Origin of the sequence: Pseudomonas sp. NyZ201 (assembly GCF_049860765.1) — a bacterium.
Classification (GTDB): domain Bacteria; phylum Pseudomonadota; class Gammaproteobacteria; order Pseudomonadales; family Pseudomonadaceae; genus Aquipseudomonas; species Aquipseudomonas bharatica.
This window is the reverse complement of sequence record NZ_CP187557.1, coordinates 1,603,927-1,624,776: the sequence shown is the minus strand read 5'-3', so window position 1 is coordinate 1,624,776 and position 20,850 is coordinate 1,603,927. Positions and strand designations below refer to the sequence as shown.

At 61.8% G+C, this 20,850-nt stretch carries 16 protein-coding genes; 4 read left to right on the top strand and 12 right to left on the bottom strand.

Translation table 11 applies throughout. The features are described from left to right. Window positions 1–493: 493 nt before the first annotated feature. From ACPFMA_RS07470 to mtnA, 10 genes are all read right to left on the bottom strand, one after another. Entirely contained in the window at window positions 494–1,552 is a 1,059-nt protein-coding gene (locus ACPFMA_RS07470; RefSeq protein ID WP_064304949.1) for an LPS O-antigen chain length determinant protein WzzB, read from the bottom strand. A gap of 481 nt (window positions 1,553–2,033) precedes the next feature. Further along, a complete protein-coding gene (locus tag ACPFMA_RS07465; RefSeq protein ID WP_081263299.1) occupies window positions 2,034–2,297 on the bottom strand; it encodes a lipopolysaccharide assembly protein LapA domain-containing protein in 264 nt (87 codons plus the stop codon). A gap of 18 nt (window positions 2,298–2,315) precedes the next feature. After that, entirely contained in the window at window positions 2,316–2,612 is a 297-nt protein-coding gene (ihfB, locus tag ACPFMA_RS07460) for an integration host factor subunit beta (protein ID WP_064304950.1), read from the bottom strand. Between the two features lie 223 nt (window positions 2,613–2,835). Then, on the bottom strand, window positions 2,836–4,518 hold the full coding sequence (gene rpsA / locus ACPFMA_RS07455; protein ID WP_064304951.1) for a 30S ribosomal protein S1: 1,683 nt from the start codon (window positions 4,516–4,518) through the stop codon (window positions 2,836–2,838). A gap of 122 nt (window positions 4,519–4,640) precedes the next feature. Continuing rightward, window positions 4,641–5,330 carry a (d)CMP kinase gene (cmk, locus tag ACPFMA_RS07450; protein ID WP_425929915.1) on the bottom strand — a complete coding sequence of 230 codons (690 nt, stop codon included), beginning with the start codon at window positions 5,328–5,330 and terminating at the stop codon, window positions 4,641–4,643. Beyond that, window positions 5,327–7,567 (bottom strand): bifunctional prephenate dehydrogenase/3-phosphoshikimate 1-carboxyvinyltransferase, encoded by a 2,241-nt coding sequence (locus ACPFMA_RS07445; protein WP_064304952.1) that lies wholly within the window; start codon window positions 7,565–7,567, stop codon window positions 5,327–5,329. Before ACPFMA_RS07445 ends, cmk begins: the two co-directional genes overlap by 4 nt. Before the next feature lie 40 nt (window positions 7,568–7,607). After that, window positions 7,608–8,702 (bottom strand): prephenate dehydratase, encoded by a 1,095-nt coding sequence (gene pheA / locus ACPFMA_RS07440; protein ID WP_009407557.1) that lies wholly within the window; start codon window positions 8,700–8,702, stop codon window positions 7,608–7,610. After that, a complete protein-coding gene (serC, locus tag ACPFMA_RS07435; protein WP_009407555.1) occupies window positions 8,702–9,787 on the bottom strand; it encodes a 3-phosphoserine/phosphohydroxythreonine transaminase in 1,086 nt (361 codons plus the stop codon). Before serC ends, pheA begins: the two co-directional genes overlap by 1 nt. A gap of 75 nt (window positions 9,788–9,862) precedes the next feature. After that, window positions 9,863–12,499 (bottom strand): DNA gyrase subunit A, encoded by a 2,637-nt coding sequence (gene gyrA / locus ACPFMA_RS07430; RefSeq protein ID WP_425929914.1) that lies wholly within the window; start codon window positions 12,497–12,499, stop codon window positions 9,863–9,865. Window positions 12,500–12,758: 259 nt separating this feature from the next. Further along, the gene (mtnA, locus tag ACPFMA_RS07425; RefSeq protein ID WP_064304953.1) at window positions 12,759–13,835 is read right to left on the bottom strand and encodes an S-methyl-5-thioribose-1-phosphate isomerase; all 1,077 of its coding nucleotides are present in this window, start codon (window positions 13,833–13,835) and stop codon (window positions 12,759–12,761) included. A gap of 110 nt (window positions 13,836–13,945) precedes the next feature. On the opposite strand from mtnA, the gene ACPFMA_RS07420 reads away from it, so the two are divergent. The 4 genes from ACPFMA_RS07420 to ACPFMA_RS07405 all read left to right on the top strand — a co-directional run bounded on the left by ACPFMA_RS07420 (window position 13,946) and on the right by ACPFMA_RS07405 (window position 17,509). Next, a complete protein-coding gene (locus ACPFMA_RS07420; RefSeq protein ID WP_425929913.1) occupies window positions 13,946–15,277 on the top strand; it encodes a TRZ/ATZ family hydrolase in 1,332 nt (443 codons plus the stop codon). A 52-nt stretch (window positions 15,278–15,329) separates the two neighbouring features. Further along, on the top strand, window positions 15,330–16,028 hold the full coding sequence (ubiG, locus tag ACPFMA_RS07415) for a bifunctional 2-polyprenyl-6-hydroxyphenol methylase/3-demethylubiquinol 3-O-methyltransferase UbiG (RefSeq protein WP_009407549.1): 699 nt from the start codon (window positions 15,330–15,332) through the stop codon (window positions 16,026–16,028). A gap of 2 nt (window positions 16,029–16,030) precedes the next feature. Beyond that, entirely contained in the window at window positions 16,031–16,702 is a 672-nt protein-coding gene (mupP, locus tag ACPFMA_RS07410) for an N-acetylmuramic acid 6-phosphate phosphatase MupP (RefSeq protein ID WP_420057344.1), read from the top strand. Between the two features lie 66 nt (window positions 16,703–16,768). Then, a complete protein-coding gene (locus ACPFMA_RS07405) occupies window positions 16,769–17,509 on the top strand; it encodes a YciK family oxidoreductase (protein WP_064304956.1) in 741 nt (246 codons plus the stop codon). 6 nt (window positions 17,510–17,515) lie between these two features. Here the strand turns inward: ACPFMA_RS07405 and ACPFMA_RS07400 are convergent, their stop codons facing one another. After that, window positions 17,516–18,304: a TenA family transcriptional regulator gene (locus ACPFMA_RS07400; RefSeq protein ID WP_009407546.1), complete on the bottom strand. Its 789-nt coding sequence runs from the start codon at window positions 18,302–18,304 to the stop codon at window positions 17,516–17,518. Between the two features lie 36 nt (window positions 18,305–18,340). Then, complete coding sequence (locus ACPFMA_RS07395; protein ID WP_420057342.1) at window positions 18,341–20,797, bottom strand: EAL domain-containing protein; 2,457 nt, start codon at window positions 20,795–20,797, stop codon at window positions 18,341–18,343. Window positions 20,798–20,850: the final 53 nt, after the last annotated feature.

Genomic DNA, 20,850 nt, shown 5'->3' with positions numbered 1-20,850 from the left:
GCTGAGCTCAAACATCACAAATGCGCGCGCCAAAGATTACACCGAAATCGCTACACGGAGCCATACTCAATTTTCAACCGGTAAACACTGGCGAGCCCGGGTTACACCTGCGGCACGTCGCAACACCACGGCGAGGCGCTGACGACCAGCCCTGCGAGGGAGGAGCCTGCACCGATAAGTGGAAAAGAATTGTATTAAGCTTAGGGAGTAGCGCTCGCGAAAATGCAGGTTGCGCGCCGAAAAAAGGCTCAAGCTCTCATCTACCAGCATGGGATCGAGCCCGTTTCGGGCTGCTTTCGCCACCTCACAACCGCCCAACTTGCAGATCCAGGCTTGCAGGAAATACTACCTTGCGGTGGTCAGGCAACGCAAAAAACCGGCGAGGGGCGACCGGGGCGGGGGAGCGCACCCGGCTTCACTGGTTGTAAATTGAGTATTGCAGAGTTGCTTTCAACGCAGCGTGATTGTCGTACCGGCAGTTTTCGTACTCAGCCTAACGCTCAGAGCGTTTAGATGCCCTGACACCAACCAGATGACTTACGCTTGCAAGGATGCAACCCAGAAGCAAGCCGAACACAGCACCCGAAATCATGACCAGCAATCTTTTCGGACGAATCGGCTCATCAGGCAACTCCACCTCGCCATCCAGACGGTAAACACTGACCGTTTCCGGTGCGATCTCCAAAGTACGATAGAACGCCAAACTCGTTTGCTGGGCTCGAAGGCTGGAAATAAATGGATCATCCGACGCGCGCTTCTGCAGATTATCAATCTCGGCCTCCAGCGCCCTGGCTCCACGCATATAGGTTAGCGATCCATCCATACCTGCCGACACCTCACTGGAAAGAGTCCCAGAAATTATCGGAGGTTTCTCCAGGCCGATCGACTGAGCCACGGCAAGTGCCTCCTGCAATTGAACTATCCGATCCTCGCGGCGTCTTTCCGCCTCTTCCCGGGCCGCGACTATCTGCTGCTTCAGATTGGCAGCCTTGACAATCACTTCACTCCGAGCGTCCTTGAGCACCTCCTGCTTCGCGTTTTTCCCCGCCATATTCGCGTACAGGACGACCCAATCCGCGGCTCGCTGCGGATCAGGCAGGTCCGCTGTAATCGCATAGCGCACAGGAGCTTCCTTACCAACAACAGCAACCTGCAGGATCCGCGTGTAGCGATTGTAGAGCTCTTCCGGCCCGACCCCGATAGCGCTCTGACCCAGCGTAGGCAGGTAGACTTCACGGAAAAACTCCCGCCGCAGAGATTCGGAGAGCAGGTTACGCAGGTAGATGTCGTAGACCCCCTGCACAGTCAGCCGCCGCAGACCCTGACTATCGTCGCGACCATAATTCAGGTTAGCTATATCATTCTGCGTGGGCGCTCGCACAAATATTTTTGCCTGGTACACCTGCGGAGCAAGAAACGCGTACGCCGCGGCGCACAGAACCACCACAAGCGCAGTACCAAGAATCAGCGACTTGCGATGCCACAATCTCTCCAGGAGCTCTATTACGTCGATCTCACTCGCAGCAGCAAGCCTCTCACGGTCATTGCTCATTTATTATAATTCCCCAAAATCGGTCTATCACGGACTAATGAAAATTCATGACAACAGGGCAATACAGTTTTACAGCCATTCCTCTTCAGAAATAATAGCAAGCCTGAAAGATATCAAAAAATACAGTTAGACACTCGCCACTCCGAAAAGTTCCCTTTTTTGTCGCTTCTTCCTCTTTGACTTTAAGCCACGATAAAAACAACTGAAACAGCCATACAGCCGCCTGCTCATACGTATCTGGACGGGATTTCCGATCCCCATCGGGACAAGACAGAAGCGATCACCCCGTGAAACGATTGATCGTCGAGGAGCGCGAGACCCGACCCGCCGGGACGCCACTCATGCTCCAGAGACAGTCTTGCAACCCGGGGGAAGCCCGAAGCCGGGCGTCATCACTCAACAATCAAAGCCTGCCGTGCCTTTATCTCATCATCCGGGGATCTCGAAAACAGGCAAATTCTCAACCAGGACAGGAAATTTCCTAACCGCCAGAATGGGTTGTATCTTGAGCAGAAGCACGACGCCTGGACCTGTGGAGCATCATGCTACAACTTCCCAGGACAGGACCCACCACCAAACCAACAACTAAAACAAGCAGCACCAACACCGCCATAGGAATAGCTGGCATCGACCAGCCAAGTATCACAATTGATACAGCCTGCTGATTTTCCATTACGAATAACAGTACAAAAGCCGACAGCAATAAGATAAATAGTGCTACCAGAGCGCGCTTGAGCTTATGCATCAGATACCTCCTCTATTGCTAGGTAGACTCATGCTCATCTTCATTCACCCGATCCCGCAACTCCTTCCCGGGCTTGAAATGCGGCACGAACTTGCCATCGAGCTCGACGGACTGCCCGGTCTTCGGGTTACGCCCCACGCGGGGAGCACGATAATGCAATGAAAAACTACCAAACCCCCGGATCTCGATACGATCCCCGGTCGCCAGGCACTGGGACATCTGCTCAAGCATGGTCTTGATTGCCAGCTCCACGTCCTTGGACGAGAGCAACCCCTGGTGGGTGACAATACGTTCGATCAGCTCCGACTTCGTCATGTTTTTCCCTTCTGTATCAAGCAGCTAGGTCATTGCCTCCATTGGTTGTAGCACGGCTTGATGAATTTGAACAGTGCGCTTCTTGACTTGTACGAAAATCCAAGGAGCGAGAAATACCGACACACCCCGCAAAGCCAACGCCCACGGGGCTCGCGCTTAACCGACTGAAATTTCAGGCATAAAAAAAGGCGACCGAAGTCGCCTTTTTTTGATCAAGCTGAACTTAGTTCTGCTTGGCCGCTTCCTGCGCCGCACGCAGCAGGTCACCCAGGGTAGCGCCAGGAGCTTCAGGAGCAGCCTTGGCGATGTTCTGCATGACTTCTTTCTCGTCCTCAACGTCTTTCGACTTGATGGAGAGGTTGAGAGTGCGGGACTTGCGGTCAACGCTGATGATCTTGGCTTCGATCTCGTCGCCTTCCTTCAGGACGTTGCGCGCGTCTTCAACACGGTCACGGCTGATTTCGGAAGCTTTCAGAGTGGCTTCGATATCGTCAGCCAAGGTGATGACGGCGCCCTTGGCGTCGACTTCCTTGACAACACCCTTGACGATGGCGCCTTTGTCATTCACGGAAACGTAGTTGGAGAACGGATCATCTTCCAGCTGCTTGATACCGAGGGAGATGCGCTCACGCTCAGGGTCAACGGACAGGATGACGGTTTCCAGCTCGTCGCCTTTCTTGAAGCGACGTACGGCTTCTTCGCCCACTTCGTTCCAGGAGATGTCGGACAGGTGAACCAGACCGTCGATGCCGCCGTCCAGACCAATGAAGATACCGAAATCGGTGATCGACTTGATGGTGCCGGAGATCTTGTCGCCCTTGTTGAACTGGCCAGAGAAGTCTTCCCATGGGTTCGACTTGCACTGCTTGATGCCCAGGGAGATGCGACGACGCTCTTCGTCGATGTCCAGAACCATGACTTCCACTTCGTCGCCAACCTGAACGACTTTCGACGGGTGGATGTTCTTGTTGGTCCAGTCCATTTCGGAAACGTGCACCAGACCTTCGACGCCTTCTTCCAGCTCAGCGAAGCAGCCGTAGTCGGTCAGGTTGGTGACGCGCGCCATGACGCGGGTGCCTTCTGGGTAACGAGCCTTGATAGCAACCCATGGGTCTTCGCCCAGTTGCTTCAGGCCCAGCGAAACGCGGTTGCGCTCGCGATCGTACTTCAGGACCTTGACATCGATCTCGTCGCCAACGTTGACGATTTCCGATGGATGCTTGATACGCTTCCAGGCCATGTCGGTGATGTGCAGCAGGCCGTCTACGCCGCCCAGGTCCACGAATGCGCCGTAGTCGGTGAGGTTCTTGACGATACCCTTGACTTGCTGGCCTTCCTGCAGCGATTCCAGCAGAGCTTCGCGCTCGGCGCTGTTTTCGGCTTCCAGGACGCTGCGACGGGAAACGACAACGTTGTTGCGCTTCTGGTCCAGCTTGATGACCTTGAATTCCAGCTCTTTGCCTTCCAGGTGAGTGGTGTCGCGCACTGGGCGGACATCAACCAGGGAGCCCGGCAGGAACGCACGGATACCGTTAACGTCGACAGTGAAGCCGCCCTTAACCTTACCGTTGATAACGCCCTTGACCACTTCTTCGGCGGCGAAAGCTGCTTCCAGAACAATCCAGCACTCGGCGCGCTTGGCTTTTTCACGGGACAGCTTGGTTTCGCCAAAGCCGTCTTCCACCGCGTCCAGCGCAACGTGAACTTCGTCACCGACCTTGATGGTCAGCTCGCCAGCTTCGTTGTAGAACTGCTCGAGCGGGATGACGCCCTCGGACTTCAGACCAGCGTGGACAGTAACCCAGTCACCATCGATATCGACAACGATACCGGTGATGATCGCACCTGGTTGAAGGTTGAGGGTTTTCAGGCTTTCTTCAAAGAGTTCTGCAAAGCTTTCGCTCATTTTAATTCCTGTAGATTCGGGCGATAAATCCGCCCAACAGCCACACTCCAGACAATGTGGGTTTCGTTCATAGTAAGGGCCGGCTGCAGGACGTTGACTGGTAATCCTGCAGCCTTCCCGGGTCATCCGGTGATATCGCGCAGGGCGACCTCACTCAGAATGCGTTCCAGCACCTGCTCGATGGACAGCTCGGTAGAATCCAGCTGTATCGCGTCGGCTGCCGGCTTGAGCGGGGCTACCGAGCGCTGGGTATCGCGCTCATCGCGCGCACGAATCTCATCCAGCAGACTCGACAGATTAACATCATCGCCCTTGGCCTTCAACTGGAGGTAACGGCGCCGCGCCCGCTCCTCGGCGCTGGCCGTCAGGAATATCTTCAACGGCGCATCGGGGAATACCACCGTGCCCATGTCCCGGCCATCGGCGATCAGGCCCGGCGCCTCGCGGAACGCGCGCTGACGCTGCAGCAGCGCCTCGCGTACCGCCGGCAGGGCAGCCACCTGGGAGGCACCGGCACCGACATGCTCGTTGCGGATGTCATTGCTGACGTCGTCGCCCTCCAGAATGATGCGCTGCAACTGGCCTTCCTCGGCCGCAAGGAACTGTACGTCCAGATGGGCGGCGAGGGCCTTGAGCAGCTCTTCGTTGGTCAGGTCGACGCCATGGTTGCCCGCAGCGAACGCGAGTAGACGATACAGGGCGCCAGAGTCCAGCAGGTTCCAGCCCAGGCGCCGGGCCAGCAGGCCCGCTACCGTACCCTTGCCCGAACCGCTAGGCCCGTCGATGGTGATGACCGGCGCTTGCAGGTTCACGATTTGCCCTCTTCAGCGACGCGAATCCCGACCTCTGCGCACAAGGCCAGGAAGTTCGGGAAGGAAGTAGCGACGTTGGCGCAGTCATGAATGCGGATCGGCGCAGTTGCGCGCAGGGAAGCCACGCTGAAGGCCATGGCGATCCGGTGGTCACCGTGGCCATGGACCTCACCACCACCGATCTCGCCACCATCGATGATGATGCCATCGGCGGTTGGCTCGCACTTGACACCCAAGGCCAGCAGGCCGTCGGCCATGACCTGGATGCGATCGGATTCCTTGACCCGCAGTTCCTCGGCGCCACGCAGGACGGTACGGCCTTCGGCACAGGCTGCAGCAACGAACAGCACCGGGAACTCGTCGATGGCCAGTGGAACCAGGTGCTCGGGAATTTCGATGCCCTTGAGCCTGGCGCCACGCACGCGCAGGTCGGCAACCGGCTCGCCACCGACTTCACGCTGGTTTTCCAGGGTGATGTCACCGCCCATCAGGCGCAGGATGTCGATCACACCAGTACGGGTCGGGTTGATGCCGACGTGCTCCAGGAGCAATTCGGAGCCTTCGGCGATCGACGCAGCCACCAGGAAGAAGGCCGCCGAGGAAATATCCGCAGGCACTTCGATATGGGTCGCCTTCAGCTTGCCGCCGGAGACCAGCGAGGCGGTCGGCCCCTCGACACTCACTTCATAGCCGAAACCACGCAGCATGCGCTCGGTGTGGTCGCGGGTCGGTGCTGGCTCGGTGACCGTGGTCTTGCCCTCGGCGTACAGGCCGGCAAGCAGCAAGCAGGATTTGACCTGGGCGCTGGCCATCGGCAGCGTGTAGGTCAGCGCCTTGAGCTTGTGCCCGCCACGAATGGTAACCGGCGGACGGCCCTGCTCGGCGGTTTCAATCACCGCACCCATTTCGCGCAGCGGATTGGCGACACGGTTCATCGGACGCTTGGACAGCGAGGCATCGCCGGTCAGCACGGTGTCGAAGGCCTGCGCAGCCAGAAGGCCGGACAGCAGGCGCATCGAAGTACCGGAGTTGCCCAGGTAGATAGGGCCAGGTGGCGGTTTCAGGCCATTGAGGCCGACGCCGTGAATTGTCACGCGACCGTGATGCGGACCTTCGATCACCACGCCCATGTCACGAAACGCCTGTAGGGTCGCCAGGGCGTCCTCGCCTTCGAGGAAGCCTTCGACTTCCGTGGTGCCCTCGGCCAGCGAGCCGAGCATGATCGAGCGATGGGAGATCGACTTGTCGCCGGGAACGCGAATGCGCCCGGACAGACGGCCACCAGGTTGTGCCAGGAAAATCAGGTCGTTGGAGTTCATAGCGTCCACATAGGCCCGTCGGGCCAGGATTTTACTGAAATGCTCGCGGGCAACCCGGGCGCGCGTGAACACGCCCAGCAACTGATGCCCGTCCCCTGCATCGACCGCATCGCGCAAGGCGTCGAGGTCGCTGCGAAAAGTGTCCAGTATGCGCAGGACAGCCTCGCGGTTGGCGAGAAAGATGTCATGCCACATTACCGGGTCACTGCCGGCGATCCGCGTGAAATCACGGAAGCCGCCGGCAGCGTAACGGAAGATATCGAGGTTTTCATTGCGCTTGGCCAGGGAATCGACCAGGCCGAACGCCAGCAGATGAGGCAGATGACTGGTAGCCGCCAGCACTTCGTCGTGACGCTCCACCTGCATGTGCTCGACATCCGCATCCAGCGCACGCCATAGCCGGTCAACCAGGGCCAGGGCCTCGGCATCGGTCTCGGCCAGCGGGGTCAGGATCACCTTGTGCCGACGAAACAGCCCGGCATTGGAAGCCTCCACCCCGCTCTGCTCGGAACCGGCGATCGGGTGCCCCGGCACGAAGCGCGCGAGTCGCTCCGGCATGACCGCACGAGCCGTACGAACGACATTGCCCTTGGCACTGCCAACATCGGTCAGCACCGCCTGCCCCAGGTCCATTCCGGCCAGCCTGGCCAGTACCTTCTCCATCGCCAGGATCGGTACCGCCAGCTGGATCAGGTCGGCACCGACGCAGGCCGCTGCAAGATCTTCCTCACAGCGGTCGACCACGCCCAGCTCGACCGCCAGCTTGCGCGATTGCGGGTCCAGATCGACACCGACCACTTCGCGGCACAGGCCGCTTTCACGCACGCCCTTGGCGAAGGAACCGCCGATCAGGCCCAGGCCCACTACAACAAGCCGGCCAAGCACGGTTCCGCTCTTTTGCGTTTCGATTTCAATCACTGAGCCAGGACCCTGTTCAAAACATCACCATCGTTACGCCTCAAAGCACCGCTTTCGGGTAGGAACCCAGCACTTTCAGGGCAACCGCCTCCTGGCTGATCTTCTCCAGCACGGCCTTGATCAGCGGATCCCGGTGATGGCCGACGAAATCGATGAAGAATACGTAGGTCCATTTACCGCTGCGCGAAGGGCGGGTCTCGATGCGCGTCAGGTCGATTCCGTTCTCATGGAACGGCACCAGCAACTCGTGCAACGCGCCCGGCTTGTTGCTCATGGACACGATGATCGAAGTCTTGTCGTCGCCCGTAGGCGGGACTTCCTGGTTGCCGATCATCAGGAACCGGGTGGAGTTGTCCGGACGGTCCTCGATCTTCTCGGCCAGTCGGGTCAAGCCATACAGGCCGGCAGCCATGTCGCCGGCAATGGCGGCCGAGTTCCACTCGCCCTTGACCCGCTTGGCCGCCTCGGCATTGCTCGCCACCGCGACGCGCTCCACATTCGGGTAATGGGCATCCAGCCACTTGCGGCACTGGGCCAGGGATTGGGCATGGGAATAGATGCGGGTGATGCTGTCGGTCTTGGTGTTCTCGCCCACCAGCAGATGATGGTGGATACGCAGCTCGACCTCGCCACAGATGACCATGTCGTGCTCGAGGAAGCTGTCGAGGGTGTGGTTGACCGCGCCCTCGGTGGAGTTTTCCACAGGCACTACACCGAAGTTGACCGCACCGGCTGCCACCTCGCGGAACACTTCGTCGATCGCCGCCATCGGCTTGCTGATCACGGCATGGCCGAAGTGCTTCATCGCCGCAGCCTGGGTGAAGGTACCCTCGGGGCCGAGGTAAGCCACTTTCAGCGGCTGCTCCAGCGCCAGACAGGAGGACATGATTTCGCGGAACAGCCGGGCCATTTCCTCGTTGCCGAGCGGCCCCTGGTTACGCTCCATGACCCGCTTGAGCACCTGCGCCTCGCGCTCGGGCCGGTAGAAAACCGGAACCTCGCCCTCGGCCAGGGAGCCCATCTTGACCCGCGCGACTTCCTGGGCACAGCGAGCGCGATCGCTGATCAGCTCGAGGATCTTCTCGTCGAGACTGTCGATGCGTACCCGCAGCGCCTTGAGTTCCTGTTCGGACATCAGGCGTGTTCCTTCTCGAATTCGGCCATGTAGGCCACCAGGGCTTCGACGGCTTCCAGGCCCAGCGCGTTGTAGATCGAGGCACGCATGCCTCCGACCGAACGGTGTCCCTTGAGGTTGAGCAGGCCGCGGGCGTCGGCACCGGCGAGGAACGCCTTGTCCAGACGCTCGTCGGCCAGGCGGAACGGCACGTTCATCCACGAACGGGAATTGACGCTGATCGGGTTGGTGTAGAAATCGCTCTTGTCGATGAAGCCGTACAGGCGGTCTTTCTTGGCCCGGTTGCGCTGCTCCATCGCAGCCACGCCGCCCTGCTCCTTCAGCCACTGGAAGACCAGGCCGGAGAGGTACCAGGAATAGGTAGCCGGCGTGTTGTACATCGAGCCGTTATCGGCCGCGATCTTGTAGTCGAGCATGGTCGGACAGGCGCTGCGGGCGCGGCCCAGCAGGTCTTCGCGGACGATCACCACCACCAGGCCGCTCGGGCCGATGTTCTTCTGCGCCCCGGCGTAGATCAGGCCGAACTGCGAGACGTCGATCGGACGGGAGAGGATGTCGGAAGACATGTCCACCACCAGCGGCACGTCACCGGCCTGCGGCACCCAGTCGAACTGCAGGCCGCCGATGGTTTCGTTGGAGGCGTAGTGCAGGTAGGCGGCGCCCGGGGTCAGCTTCCACTCGTTCTGGCCGGGAATGGCCAGGAAGTCGTAGGGCTTGGCCGAGGCGGCGACATTGACGTTGCCGAAGCGGCGCGCTTCCTCGATGGCCTTCTTCGACCAGATGCCGGTCTCGATATAGTCGGCGGTAGCGTTCTCGGGCAGCAGGTTCAGCGGGATCTCGGCGAACTGCTGGCTGGCGCCGCCCTGGAGGAACAGCACCTTGTAGTTGGAGGGGATGGACAACAGGTCGCGCAGGTCCTGCTCGGCTTGCTGGGCAATGGCCACGTAGTCGTCGCTACGGTGACTCATTTCCATGACGGACAGGCCTTTGCCGTTCCAGTCCAGCATTTCGGCCTGGGCGCGCTGCAGAACAGCGTCCGGAAGCGCAGCAGGGCCTGCGCAGAAGTTAAAGGCTCGTTTGCTCACATCCACTCTCGCTCTGCTCAAGATAACGGCAGAAGCGGGGACGAGCCCCGCTTCCGTATTCCACACATCTACCACTCAATCCTGTACGACGTCTTCCTCGCCGGCAGCATCCGCCTGCGGCGCCTCGATGTTGTCGTCGCCTGCCTCGGCATCCGGCAGTTCGTCGTCCTCGTCGTCCTCGGAAGGCTCCTGGACCCGCTCCAGGCCGACCAGGGTTTCGTCGCTGGCCAGCTTGATCAGGGTAACACCCTGGGTATTGCGACCCAGGCTGGAAACCTCGCCGACACGGGTGCGAACCAGGGTGCCCTGGTCGGAAATCAGCATGATCTCCTCACCTTCCTGCACCTGGACAGCGCCGACCAGACGACCGTTACGCTCGTTGCTGACCATGGCGATCACGCCTTGGCCGCCACGCTTGTACTCGGGGAACTCGCTGATCGCGGTGCGCTTGCCGTAGCCGCGCTCGGAAGCGGTGAGGATCTGGCTGCCCTCCTCCGGAATGATCATCGAGATCAGCTTCTGCCCTTCGGCCAGGCGCATGCCGCGCACGCCACGAGCGGTACGGCCCATGGCGCGAACATCGGATTCCTTGAAGCGTGTCACCTTGCCAGCATCGGAGAACAGCATGACCTCACGCTCGCCATCGGTGATCGCAGCGGAAATCAGGATATCGCCTTCATCCAGCTCCAGGGCGATCAGGCCGACGCTGCGCTGACGACTGAACTGCTCCAGCGGGGTCTTCTTCACGGTGCCGTTGGCAGTGGCCATGAAGATGTAGTGACCCTCGGTGTATTCCTCGACCGGTAGCATGGTGGTGATGTGCTCGCCATCGTCCAGCGGCAGCAGGTTGACCAGCGGGCGACCACGGGCCGCACGGGACGCTTCGGGAATCTCGTAGGTCTTCAGCCAGTACACCTTGCCCTTGCTGGAGAACAGCAGCAGGGTGGTATGGCTGTTCGCCACCAGCAGGTGGGAAATGTAGTCTTCGTCCTTTACACCCGTCGCCGACTTGCCTTTGCCACCGCGACGCTGGGCCTGGTAGGCCGCCAGCGGCTGGGTCTTGGCGTAGCCACCATGGGAAATGGTTACCACGCGATCTTCTTCCGGAATCATGTCGCCCAGGGTCAGGTCGAGGCGCGCGTCGATGATCTCGGTGCGGCGCGCATCGCCGTATTCGGCGCGGATCAGTTCCAGCTCTTCGCGGATCACTTCCATCAGGCGCTCGGCACTGCTGAGGATACGGATCAGCTCGCCGATCTGGTTGAGGATCTCCTGGTATTCGGCCAGCAGCTTCTCGTGCTCCAGGCCGGTCAGGCGGTGCAGGCGCAGGTCAAGAATGGCCTGGGCCTGTTCCGGCGACAGGTAGTACTTGCCATCACGCAGGCCGTATTGCTCGTCGAGGTTTTCCGGACGGCAGGAGTCGGCACCGGCACGCTCGACCATCACCTGCACGGCGCTGGATTCCCATGGCGTGCCGATCAGCGCTTCCTTGGCCTCCGAAGGCGTCGGCGAAGCCTTGATCAGGGCAATGACCGGGTCGATGTTGGACAGCGCAACCGCCTGGCCTTCGAGGATATGCCCACGCTCGCGAGCCTTGCGCAGCTCGAACACGGTACGCCGGGTTACCACTTCGCGGCGGTGGCGGACGAAGGCTTCGAGCAGGTCCTTGAGGTTGAGCAGGCGCGGACGACCGTCGATCAGGGCGACGATGTTTATGCCGAACACGCTTTGCAGCTGGGTCTGGGCGTAGAGGTTGTTGAGCACTACCTCCGGCACTTCACCACGGCGCAGCTCGATGACCACGCGCATGCCGTCCTTGTCGGACTCGTCCCGCAGCTCGGTGATGCCTTCCAGCTTCTTCTCTTTCACCAGCTCGGCGATCTTTTCGATCAGACGGGCCTTGTTCAACTGGTACGGCAGTTCGGTGATGACGATCTGCTGGCGGCCACCGACCTTGTCGATGTCCTCGACGTTGGAGCGGGCGCGCATATAGATGCGTCCGCGACCGGTGCGATAGGCCTCGATGATGCCCTGGCGACCGTTGATCAGGCCGGCGGTCGGGAAGTCCGGGCCCGGGATGAACTGCATCAGTTCATCGACCGTGATCTCGGAGTTGTCGATCAGCGCCAGGCAACCGTCGATGACTTCGCCGAGGTTGTGCGGCGGGATGTTGGTCGCCATGCCCACGGCGATACCGCTGGAGCCGTTGACCAGCAGGTTGGGGATCCGGGTCGGCATGACCGCGGGGATCTGCTCGGTGCCGTCGTAGTTGGGCACCCAGTCCACGGTTTCCTTGTGCAGGTCGGCCAGCAGCTCGTGGGCCAGCTTGGCCATGCGCACTTCGGTGTATCGCATCGCCGCAGCGTTGTCGCCGTCGACCGAACCGAAGTTGCCCTGGCCGTCGACCAGCAGGTAGCGCAGGGAGAAAGGCTGGGCCATGCGCACGATGGTGTCGTAGACAGCGGTATCACCGTGAGGGTGGTACTTACCGATCACGTCACCGACCACACGGGCGGATTTCTTGTACGGTTTGTTCCAGTCGTTACCCAGTTCGCTCATCGCATACAGAACGCGGCGATGCACGGGCTTCAAGCCATCACGCGCATCGGGCAGTGCACGCCCGACAATGACGCTCATCGCGTAGTCGAGGTAGGACTGTCTCAGTTCGTCTTCGATATTGACCGGGAGGATTTCTTTGGCCAGTTCGCCCATGAGAAGCCTGATTCCTTTTTCTGGTGAAACTTCGTCACATCCATATGGGACGAACGAAGCTCGCCGCCGCGAAGGGCCTCCTGCGCGACGACTTACGACAAATCAACGAGTTATGCCATGGATCTGCGTACTGAAGAGCACCCCGCTGGGCGCCCTTGGAAACCGCCGGATGTTATCACAGTCGGCGGGGGCATGGGAGTATGGCAAAGCGCCGCCTGGCGCGGGCGAAAATGGCTCTGCGCCACCTGCGGCATGGAACTCAATGCAAGCGCTTGCGGCACATCAACTGCGCCAGCTTGGCCGTATCCGGCCGCTCCACGATCCCCTTCTCGGTAACGATCACGTCGATCAGGTCCGCCGGGGTCACATCGAACAACGGGTTGCATGCCTCGACGCCAGTTGCGATGCGCTCTCCGGCGATCCCCAGCAACTCAGCACCCTCACCTTCCTCGAGCACGACGTCTTCGCCACTGGCCAGGCCCAGGTCGATGGCCGCACTCGGCGCCACCACCATGAAGCGCACCCCGTGATGCATCGCATTGACCGCCAGCTGGTAGGTACCGATCCTGCTGACCACGTCGCCATTGGCGGCAATGCAGTCGGCACCGACCACCACCCAGGTAATGCCCTTGGTCTTCATCAGGTGGGCTGCGGCCGAATCGACGCTGACGATTGCCGGAACGCCCTCGCTGGCCAATTCCCAGGCCGCCAGGCAGGTGCCCTGCAGGCCAGGACGGGTCTCATCGACGTAGACATGCTCGATCATGCCGTCCAGCCAGGCCGCGCGGATCACCCCCAGCGCCGTGCCAAAGCCGCCGGTAGCCAGCGCGCCGGTGCTGTTGTGCGTCAACACGGTCTGCTCGCTGCCCTGGTACTTGCGGATCAGTTCCATGCCCAGCTGGGCCATGGTCAGGTTGGCTTCGCGATCGCTTTCGTGGATCGCGCGGGCCTCGGCCTCCAGCGCCTGCGACGGATCGTCGCCCTCGCGTAGCCGCTGCAAGCGCTCGCGCATGCGATTCAGGGCCCAGGAAAAACCCACGCCGTTCGGCCGTGCCTCGCTGAGCAAGGTGAAATCGGCTTCCAGCGCATCACGCCAGTTGCCCCCCTCGGCCAGGCGCCGACGCAACCCCAGCAGCACGCCATAAGCGGCGCTGATGCCGATAGCCATGGCCCCGCGCACCACCGTCGAGCGGATCGCTTCAGCCACACCGGCAGCGTCAGCGCAAGCCAGCCACACCTCCTCGAAAGGCAGCGCGCGCTGGTCGAGCAAGTAAAGAGTGCCATCACGCCAATCGATGGCCTTCGCTTTCTCTGCAGCCAGAAGTCGATCGCGCATGCCTCACCCCGTCATTCGGACATCAAAAACCGGCGATTATAACGAGCCCCAAGCGCGGACGCTCGGGTATACTTCGCCATCCGCCCAAGCACCAGGGAAAATCCGTGCAAATGCCCAAGCCCACCACTCCTCTCGACCTGCTGCTCCTGCCAACCTGGCTGGTGCCTGTCGAACCGGCCGGTGTGGTCCTGGAGGATCACGCCCTGGGCGTGCGCGACGGCCGGATCGTGCTCCTTGGCCCGCGGAGCGAAACCAGCCGCTTCAATGCGACCGAAGTCCGCGAACTGCCCGGCTGCCTGCTGGCCCCCGGCCTGATCAACGCCCACGGCCACGCGGCCATGACCCTGTTCCGTGGCCTGGCCGACGATCTGCCGCTGATGACCTGGCTCGAGGAGCACATCTGGCCCGCCGAGGCCCGCTGGGTCGATGAGGATTTCGTCCGCGACGGCACCAACCTGGCGATTGCCGAGCAACTCAAGGGCGGCATCACCTGTTTCAGCGACATGTACTTCTATCCGAAGATCGCCAGCGAATGCGTGCACGACAGCGGCATACGCGCGCAGATCTGCGTGCCGCTGCTGGACTTCCCGATCCCAGGTGCGCGCACCTTCGACGAAGCGCTGCACCTGGGCATAGAGCTGTTCGGCAGCCTGCGCCATCATCCGCGCATCCGCATCGCCCTGGGCCCTCATGCGCCCTATACGGTCAACGACGAAAACCTGGAAAAGGTCCGGGTCGTTGCCGACGAACTGGACGCGCCGGTGCAGATGCATGTCCACGAAACCGCCAGCGAAGTCCACGATGCCGTGCAGCAGCGCGGCGAGCGGCCCTTGCAGCGCCTGGCCCGCATCGGCCTGCTCGGGCCCAACCTGCAGGCCGTGCACATGACCCAGGTCAGCGATGACGACCTGGCATTGCTGGTAGAAAGCAACACCAGCGTGGTGCATTGCCCCGAATCCAATCTCAAGCTGGCCAGCGGCTTCTGCCCGGTGGAACGCCTGTGGCTGGCCGGGGTGAACGTCGCCGTCGGCACCGATGGCGCCGCCAGCAACAACGATCTCGACCTGCTCGGCGAAACCCGCACCGCCGCTCTGCTGGCCAAGGCCGTGGCCGGCTCGGCCAGCGCCCTGGATGCCCATCGCGCCCTGCGCATGGCCACCCTGAATGGCGCCCGCGCCCTGGGAATCGAAGCCATTACCGGGTCCCTGGAAATCGGCAAGGCAGCCGACCTGGTCGCCTTCGACCTCAGCGGCCTGGCCCAGCAACCGGTCTACGACCCGGTGTCGCAACTGATCTACGCCAGCGGCCGCGACTGCGTGAAGCATGTCTGGGTCGCGGGCAATGCGCTGCTCGACGAGCGCCGCCTGACCCGCCTGGACGAGCAGGCCCTGCATGCCAGCGCCGTGGCCTGGGGCAAACGTATCGCCGGCCTCGCCGAATGACCCGGCAGCCATGCTGCCGCACAGAATTTTCACCGTTTCAGAGGACAGTTCCATGAGCAACGTCGACCACGCCGAAATCGCCAAGTTCGAGGCCCTGGCCCATCGCTGGTGGGACCGCGAAAGCGAGTTCAAGCCGCTGCACGACATCAATCCGCTGCGGGTCAACTGGATCGACGAGCGGGCCAGCCTGGCCGGCAAGAAGGTCCTCGACGTCGGTTGCGGCGGCGGCATCCTCAGCGAAGCCATGGCCCTGCGCGGTGCGACCGTCACCGGCATCGACATGGGCGAGGCTCCGCTGGCGGTGGCCCAGTTGCACCAGCTGGAATCCGGAGTGAAGGTCGAGTACCGGCAGATCACCGCCGAGGCCCTGGCCGAAGAGATGCCCGGGCAGTTCGACGTGGTTACCTGCCTGGAGATGCTCGAGCACGTCCCCGACCCCTCCTCGGTGATCCGTGCCTGCTTCAGGATGGTCAAGCCCGGTGGCCAGGTGTTTTTCTCCACCATCAACCGCAACCCCAAGGCCTATCTGTTCGCCATCATCGGCGCCGAATACATCATGAAGCTGCTGCCCCGCGGCACGCACGACTTCAAGAAATTCATCCGCCCTTCCGAACTCGGCGCCTGGAGTCGCGCGGCGGGCCTGAGCGTCAAGGACATCATCGGCCTGACCTACAACCCGCTGACCAAGCACTACAAGCTGGCCGCCGACGTTGACGTCAACTACATGATCCAGACCCTGCGCGAGGAATGAGCATGCGTTTGCGAGCAGTACTTTTCGACATGGACGGCACCCTGCTCGACACGGCGCCGGACTTCATCGCCATCAGCCAGGCGATGCTGGCCGAGCGCGGGCTGCCGGCGGTACCCGACAAGGTCATCCGCGACGTGATCTCCGGCGGCGCCCGGGCGATGGTCGCCGCGACCTTCGGCATGGACCCGGACGCACCTGGCTTCGAAGCCCTGCGCCTGGAATTCCTCGAACGCTACCAACGTGACTGCGCGGTGCACAGCAAGCTGTTCGACGGCATGCAGGAACTGCTCGAAGACATCGAGCGCGGCAAGCTGCTGTGGGGCGTGGTGACCAACAAGCCGGTACGTTTCGCCGAGCCGATCATGCAGCGCCTGGGCCTGGCCGAGCGCTCCTCGCTGCTGATCTGCCCGGACCACGTGAAGAACAGCAAGCCCGACCCGGAGCCGATGATCCTCGCCTGCACGACCCTCGGCCTGGATCCGGCCAGCGTCCTGTTCGTCGGCGACGACCTGCGCGACATCGAGTCGGGCCGCGACGCCGGCACCCGCACCGCGGCGGTGCGCTACGGCTATATTCATCCCGAGGACAACCCCAACAACTGGGGCGCGGACGTGGTGGTCGACCACCCGCTGGAACTGCGCAAGGTGCTCGACGGCGCCCTCTGCGGCTGCTGATCACCCGCCCATAGGCCATGCCGCGACGGCGTGGCCTGAAGCCATTTCCTTTTCGAGGCAATTCCCATGTTCGACTACACCGCCCGTCCAGAGCTGCTCAAAGGCCGGGTCATCATGGTCACCGGCGCCGGTCGCGGGATCGGTGCGGCGGCGGCCAAGGCGTTCGCCGCCCATGGCGCCACCGTGCTGTTGCTGGGCAAGACCGAGGCCAACCTGGCTGCGGTCTACGACGAGATCGAGGCTGCCGGCTATCCGCAACCGGTGGTCATCCCGTTCAACCTGGAAACCGCGCTGCCGCACCAGTACGACGAGTTGGCAGTGATGGTGGAGAACGCATTCGGCCGCCTCGACGGCCTGCTGCACAACGCTTCGATCATCGGCCCGCGCACGCCGCTGGAACAGCTGAGCGGCGATAACTTCATGCGCGTCATGCACATCAACGTCAACGCCATGTTCATGCTGACCCAGGCCCTGCTGCCGTTGCTCAAGCTGTCGGAAGATGCTTCGGTGGTATTCACCTCCAGCAGCGTCGGACGCAAGGGCCGGGCCTACTGGGGTGCCTATGGCGTGTCGAAGTTCGCCACCGAGGGCCTGATGCAGACCCTGGCGGACGAACTGGAAGGCGTGGCCCCGGTGCGGGCCAACAGCGTGAACCCGGGCGCGACCCGCACCAGCATGCGGGCCCAGGCTTATCCTGCGGAAAATCCGCAGGACAACCCGCTGCCCGAGGCCATCATGCCGGTCTATCTGTACCTGATGGGCCCGGACAGCACCGGGGTCAACGGTCAGGCGTTCAACGCCCAGTAAGACGCCTCAGGCCAGGGCCCCGCGACGGCGGTCGTCCTGGCCAGACTCACTGTGTTCCAACTGCATGCAGCGTTCGAGGAACAGGAACATATAGTCGTAGCTCTTGCAGATCGCCCGTTTCAGCTCGTTCTGCAAGGCCTTGCCCGGGCTGTTGCCCGCCAGGGTGCAGATGATTTCCAGCGCTTCCCACGGGTGGGCATCATCGTACTGGGCATGCATCTTCAACCACTTCATCGCGCGCTTGCGGCCTTCCTCGGGGAAGCCCTGTGCATAGGTGTCGGTCGAACAGACCACCGCCGACCACTCGCCCACCGCCCCCTCGATCGCATAGTTGGTCGCCGCCATGGCCACCACCAGCGAGTCCGCGGCACAGGTATGCACGCACCAGTCACTGAGCGCCTGAAGTTCCGCCGGCACCTCCTGCGCCTGCAGCTCCTCGAGGCTGACGCCGTGGGCTTCGCACCAGTGCACCCAGTAATCGGCGTGGTTGAGTTCGACACGGATATTGCGCATCAGCCAGCGTCGCGCCATGTCCTCGCCGGGATGACGGGCGTAACGGGTCTTGGTCAAGTTCTGCGCCATGTACACCGAGAATTGCTCGACAACGGGCCAGCCGCCCACCAGGTACTGGCGCATGGTCCGGCTGGAAACCTGGCCGTCGCGCAAGCGCTGGTAGAACTCATGCTCGACCACACGACGCTTGTGCGGTGCGCATTCCTGGATCAGGCGCTGGGCCCAGAGGGGATAACTGGTGGCGTCCATCAATGGACCGGTCCGGGTAAAGGTATCAATCACTGTCAGCTCCTTGTCCTTGTGATCTGGATGGAAGCGTCAGCGTAATGTCCCCGGCGAGCCGAACAGCATGGGCCTGGCCGCATCGCGCTGACGCCTCAGGCTGGCGGCGGAAAAGGCCTGGGGCCGCTCGATCAGGAAGCCCTGGGCGTAGTCGACACCGATTTCCCGCAAAGCCTGTTCGATCAGCGGTGTTTCGACAAACTCGGCGATGGTGCGCTTGCCCATGACATGGCCAATGTGATTGATCACCTGGACCATTGCCCGGTTAACCGGATCGTCGAGCATATCCTTGACGAAACTTCCGTCGATCTTGAGGAAGTCTACAGGCAAATGTTTCAGATATGCGAACGACGACATTCCGGCGCAAAAATCGTCAAGGGAAAACTTGCAGCCCAATCCTTTCAATTCGTTGATAAAACGAATGGCACTGCCGAGATCGGCAATCGCGCTGGTTTCAGTAATTTCGAAACAGATCAATTCAGGAGGGATGGCGTAGTCGATGAACTGCCGCCGCAGATAGTCGAGGAACTTGTCATCACCGATGCTGTTGCCTGAAAGGTTGATCGAACATATGGCCAGCGGCCCTTCGGCACCCTCGTCGAGACACTGGCGGATCACCTTGAACACGCTGCCGACCACCCAACGGTCCAGGGCCGTGATCAGGCCGAAGCGCTCGGCGGCGGGAATGAAACTGTCCGGCAGGATGATCCGCCCGCTTTCATCATGCAGGCGCAGGAGAATTTCCAGATGTCCGCCGCCATCCTCCGGATGCAAGGCGGCGATTTCCTGGGCGTACAGGCAGAAGCGGTTTTCTTCCAGGGCGATATGCAGGCGCTGGATCCAGGCCATCTCGCCGAAACGCACCGACAGCTCGGTATCGTCGGCCTGGTACAACTGAACCCGGTTGCGCCCTTTTTCCTTGGCCATGTAGCAGGCCATGTCCGCCGCCCGCAGGGCCGCCTCCAGGGTTTCCGGCGCCTGGTTCAGGTGCACCAGGCCGATGCTCACGGTATTCATGAATGGCCGGCCCTTCCACACGAAATGCAGGCTCTGCACCGACTGGCGCAGGTTCTCGGCAATCCGCTCGGCTTGTTCCGGCGGGCAATCATGCAGCAGCACGCCGAACTCGTCGCCGCCCAGCCGCGCCAGCACATCGCCCTCGCGCAGCGCCGATTGCAGCACTGCGCAAATATGCCGCAGCAATTCGTCGCCGGCCGCATGGCCGCTGGTGTCGTTGACCAGCTTGAATTGGTCGAGATCGAGGAACATCAATGAATGCCGGCCGCTATGCCGGGCCAGTTCGGCGAGGGCCTGCTCCAGGCGATACTCGAAATCGCGACGGTTGGACAGCCCGGTCAGTGCGTCATGGGTCGCCTGCCAGGACAGATTGGCGATGTACTGGCGCTCCTGGGTCATGTCGTGCAGCACCAGCACGGTGCCGCTGATGCGCCCTTCGCTGATGATCGGCGCGCCGACCAGGGCCACCGCCACCGTGCTGCCATCCAGGCGCTGGATCTGCCGGACATGTTCGGAACCGCCGCTCAACGCACCGTTTAGGATGTGCTCGGTAAGGGTCAGCCTGTCTTTTTCGGCATTGTCGTCGAGCAGGCTGAACAGCGCCGCCAGGGGCAGGCCCTGGGCATGCAGCGCATCCCAGTGGGTGAGTTGTTCGGCGGCCGGGTTCATATAAAGGATGCACCCGTCCACGTCGGTGGTAATAACCCCGTCGCCAATCGAGGCCAGGGTGATCTGCGCCCGCTCCTTTTCCACCTGCAGGGCGCTGGCGAAGGCCTGGCGCTGGGCCAGCAGCTTGCTCGAACGCAGCCAGGCCAGGGCGATCAGGAACGCGGCGGTCGCCAGGTTGGTGAGCAGCAGCAAGCGCAGGAGCATCCGCGAACCTTCGCCGAGGGCGTCGCTGAAGGCCCGGGCGGCAGGCGTGACGTTGTCGTTGATGGCCACGATGCGCTGCTTCCAGTCCACCAGGTCCCGGGCCGTGGCGCGGTTAGCGGAAATGCCCGCGTGGATTTCCCGGGCCAGGGTGTCCAGTTCCTGCAGGAAGCTGTCGCCCACCTGCCAGCGATCGATGGCCTTTTCCAGATAACTGACATGGCGGAAATTCAGGTAGAACCAGATCACGCTGGCGACATCGTCCGGGTGGTTGCCGCCGGCCAGGATGCCCTGGCGCGCACCTTCCAGGTCCGGCGGATCGCGATCCAGGGCCAGGCGCAGGCGATGACTGCCCTCGGGAATGGCAAAGGCTTGCCGATATTTGCGGAAATTCTCTTCGTCGCGGCTATCGACGTAGAGGCTGAGGTAATAGATGGCGTCTTTCTGCCCCTTGGACCACAGGCTCTCCCCTGCCACGTAGGCGCGCATCGCCGACAGGGCGTACAGGCTCATGCTGCCGAGCAGCGCCTGGAACAGCACCACGGCAATGAATGGCCAGATGAGCCCCAGGAGCCTGGGCGTTTCGAGCGTCCGTTTTCCCTTCATGAAATCCCTTGCGGCAGCACATCGGTGAGTGGCCTCACTCTGTTCCGATACAG